The 12,992-nt window shown below is 65.7% G+C and carries 12 protein-coding genes; 5 read left to right on the forward strand and 7 right to left on the reverse strand.

Annotated features, from left to right (window positions below):
* Nucleotides 1–7 precede the first annotated feature (7 nt).
* The 3 genes from ACFSX5_RS14930 to ACFSX5_RS14940 all read left to right on the forward strand — a co-directional run bounded on the left by ACFSX5_RS14930 (nt 8) and on the right by ACFSX5_RS14940 (nt 4,311).
* Nucleotides 8–2,011, forward strand: coding sequence for a LysM peptidoglycan-binding domain-containing protein (locus ACFSX5_RS14930; RefSeq protein WP_386834501.1), 2,004 nt, complete (start codon nt 8–10; stop codon nt 2,009–2,011).
* Between the two features lie 93 nt (nt 2,012–2,104).
* Complete coding sequence (locus ACFSX5_RS14935) at nt 2,105–2,419, forward strand: ArsR/SmtB family transcription factor (protein WP_386834502.1); 315 nt, start codon at nt 2,105–2,107, stop codon at nt 2,417–2,419.
* Entirely contained in the window at nt 2,419–4,311 is a 1,893-nt protein-coding gene (locus ACFSX5_RS14940; RefSeq protein ID WP_386834503.1) for an ABCB family ABC transporter ATP-binding protein/permease, read from the forward strand. The genes ACFSX5_RS14935 and ACFSX5_RS14940 overlap by 1 nt, the downstream gene beginning before the upstream one ends.
* 9 nt (nt 4,312–4,320) lie before the next feature.
* Here the strand turns inward: ACFSX5_RS14940 and ACFSX5_RS14945 are convergent, their stop codons facing one another.
* Together ACFSX5_RS14945 and ACFSX5_RS14950 are read right to left on the reverse strand one after the other, a co-directional pair.
* Nucleotides 4,321–4,713 (reverse strand): type II toxin-antitoxin system death-on-curing family toxin, encoded by a 393-nt coding sequence (locus ACFSX5_RS14945; protein WP_386834504.1) that lies wholly within the window; start codon nt 4,711–4,713, stop codon nt 4,321–4,323.
* A 2-nt stretch (nt 4,714–4,715) separates the two neighbouring features.
* On the reverse strand, nt 4,716–4,955 hold the full coding sequence (locus ACFSX5_RS14950; protein WP_386834505.1) for a type II toxin-antitoxin system Phd/YefM family antitoxin: 240 nt from the start codon (nt 4,953–4,955) through the stop codon (nt 4,716–4,718).
* 101 nt (nt 4,956–5,056) lie between these two features.
* Between ACFSX5_RS14950 and ACFSX5_RS14955 the strand changes: the two genes are divergently transcribed.
* Together ACFSX5_RS14955 and ACFSX5_RS14960 are read left to right on the forward strand one after the other, a co-directional pair.
* On the forward strand, nt 5,057–5,419 hold the full coding sequence (locus tag ACFSX5_RS14955) for a GFA family protein (RefSeq protein ID WP_386834507.1): 363 nt from the start codon (nt 5,057–5,059) through the stop codon (nt 5,417–5,419).
* A gap of 8 nt (nt 5,420–5,427) precedes the next feature.
* A complete protein-coding gene (locus tag ACFSX5_RS14960; protein ID WP_386834508.1) occupies nt 5,428–5,904 on the forward strand; it encodes a GNAT family N-acetyltransferase in 477 nt (158 codons plus the stop codon).
* A 59-nt stretch (nt 5,905–5,963) separates the two neighbouring features.
* On the opposite strand, the gene ACFSX5_RS14965 is transcribed toward ACFSX5_RS14960, so the two are convergent.
* The 5 genes from ACFSX5_RS14965 to ACFSX5_RS14985 form a co-directional block, all read right to left on the reverse strand.
* Nucleotides 5,964–9,290, reverse strand: coding sequence for an efflux RND transporter permease subunit (locus ACFSX5_RS14965; protein ID WP_386834509.1), 3,327 nt, complete (start codon nt 9,288–9,290; stop codon nt 5,964–5,966).
* A 10-nt stretch (nt 9,291–9,300) separates the two neighbouring features.
* Nucleotides 9,301–10,587 (reverse strand): efflux RND transporter periplasmic adaptor subunit, encoded by a 1,287-nt coding sequence (locus ACFSX5_RS14970; RefSeq protein ID WP_386834511.1) that lies wholly within the window; start codon nt 10,585–10,587, stop codon nt 9,301–9,303.
* 17 nt (nt 10,588–10,604) lie between these two features.
* The gene (locus ACFSX5_RS14975; protein ID WP_386834512.1) at nt 10,605–11,153 is read right to left on the reverse strand and encodes a helix-turn-helix transcriptional regulator; all 549 of its coding nucleotides are present in this window, start codon (nt 11,151–11,153) and stop codon (nt 10,605–10,607) included.
* Nucleotides 11,154–11,285: 132 nt separating this feature from the next.
* On the reverse strand, nt 11,286–12,107 hold the full coding sequence (gene cysQ, locus ACFSX5_RS14980; protein ID WP_386834513.1) for a 3'(2'),5'-bisphosphate nucleotidase CysQ: 822 nt from the start codon (nt 12,105–12,107) through the stop codon (nt 11,286–11,288).
* Nucleotides 12,108–12,179: 72 nt separating this feature from the next.
* Nucleotides 12,180–12,965: an SDR family oxidoreductase gene (locus ACFSX5_RS14985; RefSeq protein WP_386834514.1), complete on the reverse strand. Its 786-nt coding sequence runs from the start codon at nt 12,963–12,965 to the stop codon at nt 12,180–12,182.
* Nucleotides 12,966–12,992 lie beyond the last annotated feature (27 nt).

A 12,992-nucleotide genomic window follows, 5' to 3' on the forward strand; every position in this document is an offset into this window, starting at 1 on the left:
CCTTCTCGTGATCGTGGGTGTCCTGGTCGGCCCAACCGTCGTCACCTGCTTCAACAGCGATGAAAACCTCGGCGTCTGCCTGCGCGGCAAGATGGCCGACGCCGGCCTGTTCCCGCAGCCTGCGACGGCCGTGGTCGACCCCGCGGCGCCGGCCGAACCGCCTGCGACCGGCACCGACGCCGCGGCTGTTGCCGAGGCGGATGCCGAGTCCGAGCCGGAGACGGAAGTCGCCGTCGGCGAGCCTGCCCTCGACGTCGACCCTCCTGCTGACGATGCCGCGGAAACCGAGGAGCTGGTAGCCGCCACCTTCGGCCTGCTGCGCGCCGAACCGGATGGCTCCGTGGTCATCGCCGGTAGCGGCGAGCCGGGAACCGAGGTGGAAGTCTATGCCGACGACACCCTGCTTGGTCGCACCACCGTGGAAAGCAGCGGTGATTGGGTGCTTGTCCCCGACGAGCCGGTCCCCGCCGGCGGTGTGGAGATCACGCTGGCCGAAGCCGGCAAGGATGCCCGTGCTGCCGAATCCTTCGTCGTCGTCATCGACGAGGATCGCAGCAGCGAACCGCTGGTCGTTGCCAGCACGCCCGGCGAGGCCAGTGAAATCCTCCAGGGTCTCGAGCCTGCCGAGCGCATGGATGTCGCCGCCGCACAGCCCGCGGCTGCAACACCGGTCCCGGAAGCGGCCGCTCCATACGCTGACACTGCCGTGACCCCGTCCGCGCCCGCAGAGCCGAGCGCCGCAACCTCCTCGGCGCCTCCGGCCGAACCGGCCACCGACGAACAGACAGCGGAGCCCGCTACGCCGCCCGCTGCCGATCCGGCTCCTGTTGAGGAACCCGCTGAGACGCCAACGTCAGAGCCGGTCGATACTGCCGAGCCGGCAGCCTCGACCGAAGCGGCGTCCACGACCGACCAGCCCGCGCCGGCTGCCGATCCGGCCAGCACTGCGACGGACGATACCGCTCCTCAGGAACGGCCGTCCACGGCTCCGGAAGCTGCCGCCACAGACTCGCAAGAACCGCCGGCGGTCCCACTGGAGCCCGCCCCGGCGACCGAGGACGAGCCGGCCGCCACGTCGGAAGAACCGGCCGCCGTGCCGGAGGAACCCGCCGGCGAGCCGGCCGCCTCTCCCGCGGCTCCCGCGGCGGCTCCCGCCGTGCCGCCGACGATCGATGCCATCGAGGTGGAAGAGGGGCGCACCTTCTTCGCCGGCAGCGGTCCGGACGGCGCCACCGTGCGCCTCTATGTGGACGATACCTTCATCGCCGACGCCATCGTCGAAGGTGGCCGCTGGCTGGTCGAGGCCGGCAACGTCCTCACCCGGCCATCGCAGCGGGTCCGCGCCGATCTGCTCGAGGCCGGCAGTGCCGACGTCGCTGCCCGCGCCGAGGTCGATTTCGTGATCGATCTGCCGGAGGAGGGGACACCCACTGCCATCGCCGCAGCCGACGTGCCGCCGCCCCCGACTGCGGAGCCGGAACCAGTCGCGCCTACCGCGGATGCTTCCGAACAGCCGGCAGACGCTCCCGCCCAGCCCGCATCGGCGCCCACGCCGGCCGACACTGCCCCTCAGCCCGAGGCGGAACCGGCACCCGCCCCAGCGTCACCGGCGGAGCCCGAGACGGCAGCGACGGGAGGGCTCGCTGCGTCCACCCAGCCGGCCCCTCCGGCCGAGCCGGCCGCCACCGATGATGCCGCGGCACCGGCCGAGCCGCCAGCACCGGCGGAGCCGGCAGCACCCGCCGAGCCCACCGCCACGGCGGAAGCCGAAGCGCCAGAGGCCGAGGTGCCAACCCTGGTCGCGATCTCCGTGGGTGGTCCGGATGCCGAACGCTTCGCCGCCGGCAAGGCCATCATCCGCCGCGGCGACAATCTATGGACCATCGCTCGCCGCGTTTATGGCGAGGGCATCAAGTACACCACCATCTACGAGGCCAATACCGGCCAGATCCGCGATCCCGATCGCATCTATCCGGGCCAGGTCTTCGACCTGCCCACTGGTGAAAACTGACACCAAAATGGCCCGCCTTTCCGGCGGGCCATTGATTCCTCGGCCGATCCACCCCATGTTCCATCGCAATTCGCCGATTTAATTGGGCTAGCCATGCACGACGACGACATTGCCACCATCATGCGGGCCCTTGGCCATCCGGTGCGGCTCAGCATCCTGCGCATCCTCGCCGCGCAACAGGGCCGCGAATGCTGCTGCGCCGACGTCACCGAATCCCTGCCGCTGGCCCAGTCGACCGTATCGCAGCACATCAAGGTGCTGCTCGACGCCGGCCTGATCGAGCGTAAGCCGCGCGGCACCCGCAACTGCTACATCGTCCAGCACGCTCGCCTTGCCGAGCTCGGCTCCGCCTTCACCGGCATGATCTCGGGCCTGGCGCCCGCCGTGCGGGAAGCGGAACCGGCCTGATGACCACTGAAGCACCGGAAAAGAAGCCGTCCGTCAGCGCGGACGAAGGATCACTGCTTTCCACCGTCCGCAATCTGTGGGGCTATATGTGGCCCGCAGATCGCCCGGACCTGAAGGTGCGGGTCATGCTGGCCTTCGGCGCCCTGCTGTTGAGCAAGGTGGCGACCACGCTCGTCCCCTTCGCCTACAAGGGCATCATCGACAGCCTCGACGGCACCACTCCCGACAGCACCCTGATCCTCGGCCTTGCCGTGCCGATCGTGCTCGTCATCGCCTATGCGCTCGGCAACGTCATCGACGCCGGCTTCCAGCAATTGCGCGACGTCCTCTTCGCTCGCGTTGGCCAGCATGCGGTGCGCAAGCTCGCCCTCGAGACCTTCCACCACCTCCACCGCCTGTCGCTGCGCTTCCATCTGCAGCGGCGTACTGGCGGCCTCAGCCGCGTGATTGAGCGCGGCACCAAGGGCATCGAAACGGTGGTCCGTTTCGCCGTGCTCAACATCGCCCCCACCATCGTCGAGTTCGTGGTCGTCGCCATCATCTTCGTGTGGATGTTCGGCGTCAGCTATCTCGGCGTGCTGCTGGTGATGATCTGGGGCTATCTCTACTTCACCATCAAGGCTTCCAACTGGCGCATCTCCATCCGTCGCGCCATGAACGAGTCCGACACCGACGCCAACGGCAAGGCCGTCGACTCGCTGCTCAACTACGAGACGGTGAAGTACTTCGCCAACGAGCGCATGGAAGCCGAGCGCTTCGACCAGTCCATGGCCGGCTACGAGCGCTCCGCCATTCGCATCTGGTCCTCTCTCGGCGTGCTGAACTTCGGCCAGGCCGTCATCTTCTATGGCGGCTTCCTGATCATCAGCATCATGGCCGTGCTCGGCGTCATGAACCGCACCATCACCCTGGGTGATTTCGTGCTGCTCAACACCTTCCTGCTGCAGATCTACCGGCCCTTGAATATGATCGGCTTCGTCTACCGCGAGTTGCGCCAGGGCCTCACCGACATCGAGGAGATGTTCAAGCTCCTCGATCGCGATCCCGAGATCACCGACAAGCCAGGTGCCAGGCCGCTCGCCATCACCGGCCCGGTGATCCGCTTCGAGAACGTCAGCTTCCACTACGACCCCGACCGCGCCATCCTCAGGGATGTCAGCTTCGAGGTGCCCGCCGGCAAGACCGTCGCCATTGTCGGCCCCACCGGCGCCGGCAAGTCCACCATCTCGCGCCTGCTCTATCGCTTCTACGACGTCACCGGCGGCCGCATCACCATCGACGGGCAGGACCTGCGCGACGTCACACAGGAGTCCCTGCGCGCCACCATCGGCATGGTCCCGCAGGACACCGTGCTGTTCAACGACACCATCGGCTACAACATCCAGTATGGCCGCCCCGACGCCAGCATGGACGAAGTGCGCGACGCCGCCCGCATGGCCCAGGTCGCCGGCTTCATCGAATCCCTGCCCAAGGGCTACGACACCCCCGTCGGCGAGCGCGGCCTCAAGCTATCGGGCGGCGAGAAGCAGCGTGTCGCCATCGCCCGCACCATCCTCAAGGCGCCCTCGATCCTGATCCTCGACGAGGCCACCTCCGCCCTCGACACCAAGACCGAGCGCGACATCCAGTCGGCCCTCGACGACGTATCGCGCGACCGCACCACCGTCGTCATCGCCCACCGCCTGTCGACGGTGATCAACGCCGACGAAATCCTGGTTCTGCGCGAAGGCCGCATCGCCGAGCGCGGCAGCCATGCGGCGCTCCTCGCTCAGGACGGCCTCTATGCCCAGATGTGGAACCGCCAGCGCGAAGCCACCGAAGCCGAGGAAACCCTGCTGCGCACCCGCAACGACCCCGACGGCTTCGTCAAACGCCCCGACGCCGCGGAGTAGGGCAGGGCGTCAGCCCTGCTCGTCCACCGGGGCGGTATGTCCATGCAGCCATTCTTCGAGCACTTCCTTGCGGAAGGTGCCCGCCTCGAGGTGGGAGTAGATGAATTCTATCCACTCCTCCTCGGTCCCTGTCGGGATGGCTCGGTTGGCCTGAAGGAACAGGATCGTGCTGGCGAACGCCACGCGCTTATTGCCGTCGATGAAGCCGTGATTCATGGCAAGGCTTTCCCAAAGCGCTGCCGCTTCCTCGATTAGATCGGCATAGTATCCGGTCTGCGGCCTCAGCAATGCTGAGAGGATAAGCCCTTGGTCGCGCACACCCTGTGCGCCGCCATAGAGGCGCAACTGCTCGGAGTGAATCCAGAGCACATCATCGAGGCTCAGATATATGCGCTGCGGCATAGCTATTTCGCCAGGGCTTCATAGACCTTGCCCCAGCGGCCAACACTCTCCTGATGAAGTTTCACGATCAGCGGATTGACCCGCGGCGCATTGCCTTGGGTGACGAGTTGAGCATACTCCTCCGCCGACAGCACCACCGCCACATCACGCCCGCTCTTCTGGATATGAACCGGCCCAGCCTGCGCCATCTCCAGCACCTGCCCGAACCTGTTCTTGGCATCAGTTGCACTTACGACGGCCATGGCACTTCCTCTGGCTAAATTAGCTAAAGATCATATAGCTAAATCAGCTAACAAGCTCAAGGTTCCTGTGGCATCCTTGGCTGCACACGGAGACCTGCCGCATGCCCACCCCCGTCGAAGCCTCCTGCCACTGCGGCGCCGTCCGGCTCCAGCTCGCCGCTGCGCCCGAAACCGTGGTCGAGTGCAACTGCTCCCTCTGTCGCCGCTATGGCGTGCTCTGGGCCTATTACGAGTCCACGGACGTCACCCCGCTCACCGAGCCGCTCCTGACCGATACCTACGTCTGGAACGGCCGCCACGTCGATTTCCACCGCTGCCAGACCTGTGGCTGCGTGGTGCAGTGGACCCCGCGTGACAGCCGCACCCGCCGCGGCATCAACGCCCGTCTGCTCGAGCCCGAAATCCTCGCCGCCGCCCGCCTCCGCCACCGCGATGGCGCCAACACCGGCAAGTTCCTGGATTAGGTCCGGCGATGGAACAGATCGAGCTCCGTCCCGCGGCTCCCGACCAAAAACCCGTCATTGCCAATCTCATCCAGCTCTACCTCTACGACATGACGGAGTTCATGCCGTTCCCGGTGGGCGCGGATGGCCATTTTGAATATGGGTTCCTGGACCGCTTCTGGCGGTATCCCTACCTGATCATGTCCGGCGATGAGATCGCCGGCTTTGCCCTCGTGATCGACGAGTGCCCCCTCACAGGCACCAGCCCGTGCTGGTTCATGGCCGAGTTCTTCGTCATGCGGGCGTACCGACAACGGGGCGTCGGACGTGAGGCCGTGCGATTGGCAATCAGCCGCCATCCCGGGCAGTGGCATCTTGGCGTACCCCACGCCAACCGAGCAGCTCTGGCGTTCTGGAGCAACGCGCTGAAGGCCCAAGGTCCGACTGTGTCGGACCTACAGCATGACGGTGACCACTGGCGCCTTCACACCTTCCAGGTGCCATGAAAGCAACAAGGCCCGCATCACTGCGGGCCTTGCTCATTCTCTCACCGCGGTAGCAGATCCTACTCCGCCGCCTCCGGCCGTCCGCCGCGATCGTTCTCGCCTCCGGGCACATCCTTGCTGACGATGTAGCGCCGTGATCCATCCGCATCGGCGGGGATTGCCACCGCCATGCCGTCGAACCCGGCCGGCACCGCGGCAGCCGCCGGCTGGCGGCCCCGCCCGCTGACCCAGCGCCCGAGTCGGGCGAAGGCCGAGCCCACGCCCTGAAGCTGCCGCCACATCACGCTCGGGGCGGTGATCATCACCGGCACCATCACCAGCGTCAGCGCCGTCGAGAAGAACAGGCCCGACACCAGCGCCGCCGACAGGTGGATGAACCACGAGCCCGCGAGCCCGCCGACCACGATCTCGCGGCGGATGAAGTCGAACTCCACGTTCGCCCACATCGGGATCACGCCCAGCGCCGTCAGGAAAGCGGTGAGCAGCACCGGCCGCACGCGCTGCGCCGCGGTCAGCAGCATCGCCTTGATCGGCTCCACCCCCTGGTGGCGGTTGTAGTCGTTATAGGTGTCGATCAGCACGATGCCGTTCTTCACCACGATACCCGCCAGCGCCACGATGCCGAGGCCGGTCATGATCGCCGAGAAACTCATCCCCGTGATCAGCATGCCGAGCAGCACGCCCGCCACGCTCATGATCACCGTCGTGAGCGTCACCATCACCTGGTAGAAGCTGTTGTACTCCAGCAAGAGGATGAAGAAGATCAGGAACATGGCCATGCCGAAGGCCTGCATGATGAAGGCATTGGCATCGCCCATCTGCTCTTCCGCACCGGAGAACGCCACGTTGACGGTCTCGGGGAATGGCTGTTCCGCGATCCAGGCCTGCAGCTCGCGCACCTTGTCGGCGGCATAGACGCCTTCCGGCAGCCCGGTCAGCCCGGCAGCCACAGCCATCACATAGACCTGGTTGCGCCGCTCGATATTGGCCACCTTCGGAACCGGCGTGCGGTCGATGAAGTTCGCCACCGGGATCATGCCCTGCGCCGTGGCGATCCGCATGGAGTCGAGTGCGTCGAACGTGCGCTCTTCCTGCGGCAGCCGGACCTTGATGTCGAGCTCGTCGCCGGTCTCGGCATCGCGATAGGTGCCCAGGTTCACACCCGAGGTGATGAGCTGCACATAGGGCGCGAGCTCACGCACGCCGATCCCGTATTTGGCCGCTTCCACCCGGTCGATGGTGATCTGCCAGTCGATGCCGGGGGAGGGGCGTCCGTCCTCGAGGTCCACGGTCTCCGGCCAGCTTGCCAGATGATTGCGGATGGCGGTGACCGTCGGCACCAGATCCTCGTAGTTGCTGGATTCGACGCGGATATTGATGTCCTTGCCAGCCGGCGGGCCGTTCTCGGCCGCCAGCACCTGCACGTCGAGACCCGCGACGCCAGCCACCCGCTCCCGGATGTCGGCGAAGATCTGCTCCGCCGGCACGCGGTGGTTCCAGTTGACGAGCTGCAGCTGGAAGTTGCCGATCGTGTCGGGCGGCGTCGAACCGAAGGCACCGGTCGAGCCGAACTGCATGATCACGTCCTGGATACCCTGGACTTCGAGCAGTTCCTGCTCCACCTCGATCAGCATGTCGCGGATTTCTTCCGGCGAGTAGTTGCCGCGTCCGACCACGGCCACCGTCGCATATTCCGGCTCGGAGGCAGGGAAGGCCTCGGTGCCGGTCGGGTTGGTGGCATAGGTGAAGAAGATCGCCCCGATGATGCCGAAGCCCACCGCCAGCGTCGGCAGCGGCCAGCGCAGCAGGTGCTCCAGCGTCCGCACATAGATGCCCGTCAGTCCGCCCACCTTCTTGGAGTCGAACTTGTCGGGATACATCACGATGTCGGCCTTGGCCTTCGCCTTCTCGTCCACATGGGTCGAGGCGATGGCGGCACCGATCACCGGCATGAAGATCAGCGCCGAGATCAGCGAGGCCACCATGACGATGATCACGATGATCGGCAGGTAGCTCATGAACTTGCCGATGATGCCCGGCCAGAACAGCAGGGGTACGAAGGCGCCCAGCGTCGTTGCCGTAGCGCCCACCACCGGCACGAACATCTTGCGCACGGCGAGGATGAATGCCTCCTTCTTGGAGACGCCTTCCTGCAGCTTTCGCTCGGCGTATTCCACCACCACCACGGGGTCGTCCACCAGCACGCCGACGGCAATGACCAGCCCGAACATGACCATCATGTTGATGCTCATGCCTAGAATCTGCGCCACCAGGAACGCCATCATGAACGACAGCGGGATGGACAGCCCGATCATCAGCGCCGGGCGCACGCCGAGCGTCGCCACGCAGGTGATCAGCACCAGCGCCACCGCGGTCAACACCGCCGCTTCCAGCGAGCGGAACAGGTGGGTGGTGGTGTCGGCCTGGTCGAGGAAATACGAGTAGGAAACGCCGTTCGGCCAGTCCTTGGCCGCTTCTTCCGTCGCGGCGCGGACCTTTTCCGACACGTCGATGATGTTGGTGCCGAGCTTCTTGGAAACGCCCAGGATCAGCGCTGGTGATCCGTTCACCTGCGTGTATTCGGTGGCGTCCGCCAGCGTACGGGTGATGGTCGCCACGTCGCCGAAGGTCACCACGGTGTTGCCATCGGTCTTCAGCGGCAGGCTGTAGACGTCCTCGGCCGTGGTGATCAGGCCCGGCACTTCGATGTTGAACGAGCCGTTGCCGGTGTTCAGCGTTCCGCCCGGCACCACCATGTTGTTGCGCGCCAGGGCGTCGAACAACTGGCCGGCGGTCAGCCCATAGGCTTCGAGCCGCAAGAGGTCGATGCGGACTTCGAGCTGCTCCTCACGGGCGCCCGACAGTACCGCTTCGCGCACTTCCGGAATGGCTTCCAGCCGGTCCTGCAACTGCTCGGCCCGGCGCACCAGTTCCTTTTCCGGCGCCGAACCATAGACCGCCACCGAGATGATCGGCATGCCGACGAGATCGACTTCGTGCACGCTCGGGTCGTCGGCATCGGTCGGGAGCTTCGCCTTGATCGCGTCCATACGGGCGCGCGTGTCCTGCAGGGCCTGGTCCTTGTCGGCATTGATGTCGAACTCGAGGAACACCGAGGCATGCCCGGTGGTCGAGGTCGAACTGATGTTGACCAGGTTCGGCAGGTTGGCGAGTTCCTCCTCAGCCGGCTTGGCCAGCAGGTTCTCGGCGTCCTTGGGCGACACGCCCGTCTGGGTGATCGAGACGTAGAGATACGGCACGTCGATCGCCGGGAAGCTTTCCTTCGGCAGCGACAGATAGGCCGCGGTGCCCGCGCCGAGCATGATGACCATGATCGTCAGGACGACCCTGGGCATCCGCAGGATCTTTTCGATGAAATCGAGCATGGCGCGTGTCCTAGCTGGCGGAGGTTTCGGTAGTCGTCTCGGACTCTGTTGCCTCCGCGGCGCTGGCCGCGATTGCATTCACGGCCTGTCCGGCCGTCACGTTTTCCTGGCCCACGGTGATCACCTGGGCGATCGCGGGCAGGCCGGTCACCCAGACGCCTTGGCGGGTGTCGCTGACGATGGTCACTTCATGGAAGGCGACCTTGCCGTCCTCGACCGTCCGCACCCCGAGCACGCCGTCGTCATCGAGCGTCAGCACCGACTGCGGCAACAGGTGGCCCGGCGCGCTGCCGATGTTGACCGTAGCTTCGGCGGTCACGCCGTCACGGATCGAGAAATCGCTGTTGGGGATCTCGATCTCGACCGGAAAAGCGCGGGTGGCGTTGTCCGCCTGCGAGGCGATGTACGTCACCTTGCCGCTGACCTGCTGACCGGTGACGGTCCGGATCGTGGCCTCGAGGCCGAGCTTGGCCAGCCCGATATGAACTTCCGGCACCATGCCGGTGAACACGATCGGGTCGAGCTGGATGATGGTGGCGCAGGGTGCCCCCGCGGCCAGCATCGAGCCGGCAACGGCCACCGGGTCCTGCACCAGCCCATTGACCTTTGCCTTGATCTCGGTGCGTTGGAGTTCGGCGCGGGCATTGTCGAGCCCTGCTTCCGCCGCACGAACCTGGGCCTGGGCACCGCTCAGCGCCACCTGCAGCTGCGAAGCAGTATTGGCAGGAGCCAGGCCCCGGTCCCGCAGGCTGGCATTGGTTTCCACGTCCGTCTGCGCCTGCTGCAGCGCCACCTGGGCCTGGGCAAGCCCGGCTTCCGCCTGAGCCACGGCCGCGGCGCGCGTACCCTGGTCGAGTGTGCACAGCAGGTCACCGGCTGCAACGCGCTCGCCCTTGCTCACATGCACCGTCTCGACGGTGCCGCCGGTCTCGGCCACCGCCGTCACCACCGACTTGGCCTGAGTGCGGCCACGCAACGGCACTTCGATCGGCATGGCCTGCGCCGTGTAGACTACCGTGCGCACGTCCTGCAGCGGCTCTTCCGCCTGTGCCGACTGATTGCGCTGAGCGATGGTCAGGTTGGGGTCGCTGGTAGGAGCCTCATGCTGCGCCAGCAGCCCGGCATTCTCTAGCTGCGTGGCCAGCGGACCATGCTCTTCGCCTTCGATCACCGAAATGATCGGCTTCTCGCCATTTCCCGGTCCCTGGCCGCCCTGGACCAGGGTTCCGGTTGCAAACCAGGCGGCCGCAAGCAGCAGGATGCCGAAGGCCAATCCATAAGAAAACAGTGCACGCATTTGTTGTTGTTCGCCCCTTATTCCGCTGCGGCCTTCTTCGGCTCTGCTCTCGCCATCGTGATGAGTTCGTGCATATGGGAACGCATGTATTGCTCCGCAACACCCAGCACGGTGCGTCCGTAATCCACCACCCACTTGTCAGCCGGTGTCAGTTGTCCCTGGTTTGCCGCGCTCTCGATCGTCTTGATGCTTTCGGCGATCTTGTCCGCCTGTTCGCGGATGCGGCTTTCCACGAGTTCCGACGGGAGGATATGGGCGAACCGCGCGAACAGCAGGAACGGGCTGCGGAACACGTCCTCGCCCAACGGCTCGCCCAGTTCGGCCACGAAAGCTTCCCGGCCGGTGTCGGTGATGGAATAAACTTTTTTCGCCGGCTTGCCGTCTTGCTGCTCGGTCCGGCTCGTCACCAGCCCCTCGGTTTCGAGCCGCGCCAGCGCCGGGTAGATCGAGCCGAAGCTGGCGTCGACGAAGTAGGCGCACTCGCCTTCGACGCACAGCCGCCGGATTTCATATCCGGTCGCTTCCCCGTCATAGAGGATGGATAGGCAGAGCGTACGGACGTTCATGGCGCGCCAGATCCCGAGCATATACTGGTCTGATATATGCTGGCGCTATATATGCACCGCCTGACCCCGGCAAGGGAATGCTGCTCACGCTCCTGTCAGAGCAGTTAAGCACTGGTTGCATGGCTGTCGGGATCAGCCCACCAGGCGCGCCATTTCCTTCGCCGCGCGCTGCGCCAGTTCCAGGCTCGATGCCGCCACGAAGTAGGGGTTGAGAAAGCCCGCCGCGTGCTTGCCATAGCGCATCGGCTGACCATCGAGCGTCACCACGGCCCCGCCGGCCGCCTCTAGCACGGCTTGCCCGGCAGCGGTGTCCCACTCGCAGGTCGGGGTAAAGCGTGGGTAAAGCTGCGCCCGCCCATCCGCCACCAGGCAGAACTTGACGGACGAGCCCACCGACACGTCGGCTTCGACGTTGAGGATGCGGCACAGTTCCGCCAGCGCCACGTGCCCATGTGAGCGGCTGGCGACGATGCGCAGCTTTTCGGCGTGAATAACCCCGATTTCGCTGCGCTTGCCGTCGAGATGGTAACGGAAAGCACCCGCTTTGCTGCCGATGAACGCCTCTCCGGTGACTGGCGCCAGCACTACGCCCAGGGTTGGAACGCCATGTTCCACCAGCGCGATGTTCACCGTGAACTCGCCGTTGCGCTTGATGAATTCCTTGGTCCCATCCAGCGGATCGACCACGAAATAGCGCTCGCCCAGCTCCGGCACGATCCCCGCGGCGACGCTTTCTTCCCCCAGCACCGGAATGCCGGTGCGGCTAAGATGCTGAAGAATAACGGCTTCCGCTGCGGCATCCGCCTCCGTCACCGGCGATCCGTCCGATTTCGCCACCGCAGTGATCGGCCGCCCATAGACTTCCATGATCACCGCTGAAGCCGCGACGGCAGCCTCCAGCGCCAGTTCGGTCAAATCCGCGGTCGGCTCGGAACGGGCAGGGGCGCTGGACATGGAGAGGGCTCTGGTGCGGTACGCCGCTCCTGTACCGCCCTCCACGCCTCAAAGCAACGTGACTGCCGCCCCTTAGCGCAGCAGGCTCTGCCCGCCATCGAGCCAGATGGGCGTGCCGGTGATGTGCCGCGACGCGTCCGATGCCAGAAACAGCACTGCATCCGCCACATCCTCGGCCTTGCCCGGCTTGCCACCGGTCAGCGGAATGTCGCCCTCGGGGAATTCCGCCGGCACCTCCGCTTCCTCGGTATTGCGCTGCTTGGTGTTGTCGGAGATCTCGGACTCGATGGCGCCGGGGCAGATCACGTTGATGCGGATGCGATGTTCGCCCAGTTCCACGGCAAGCTGCTGCGTCATCGCCACCTGGCCGGCCTTGGTCACCGAATAGGCCGTTGCGCCGGGATTGGTGAAGGTGCGGGTCCCGTTGATCGAGGCGATCACCACGATCGAGCCCCCGCCGCCACGCTTCAGATGCGGCACGGCATGATGGATCGTGAGGTAGGTGCCGCGCAGGTTCACCGCGATGGTCTTGTCCCACTCCTCGGGTTTTAGGTCGTCGATCGGGGCCCAGACGCCGTTGATGCCGGCGTTGGCGACCACGATGTCCAGTCGGCCGAAAGCTTGAATCGTCTCGTCCACCAGCGCCTTCATCTTGGCATCGTCGCTGGTGTCGGCTGTGATCGCCTTGGCCGTGCCGCCGGCCGCCTCGATCTCGCGAGCGGTAGCCTCGATTTCCTCGGCGGTGCGGCTCATCACCACCACCTTGGCGCCGGCTGCGGCCAGCTTCAGGGCCGCTGCCTTGCCGATACCCGATCCGGCACCCGTGACCAGAGCGACCTTGCCGTTGAGATCCTGCATGTTCTGCCTCCTGTTACGGGGGCAGAA

It is taken from the genome of Devosia albogilva, from assembly GCF_042685625.1.
Taxonomy (GTDB): Bacteria; Pseudomonadota; Alphaproteobacteria; order Rhizobiales; family Devosiaceae; genus Devosia; species Devosia albogilva.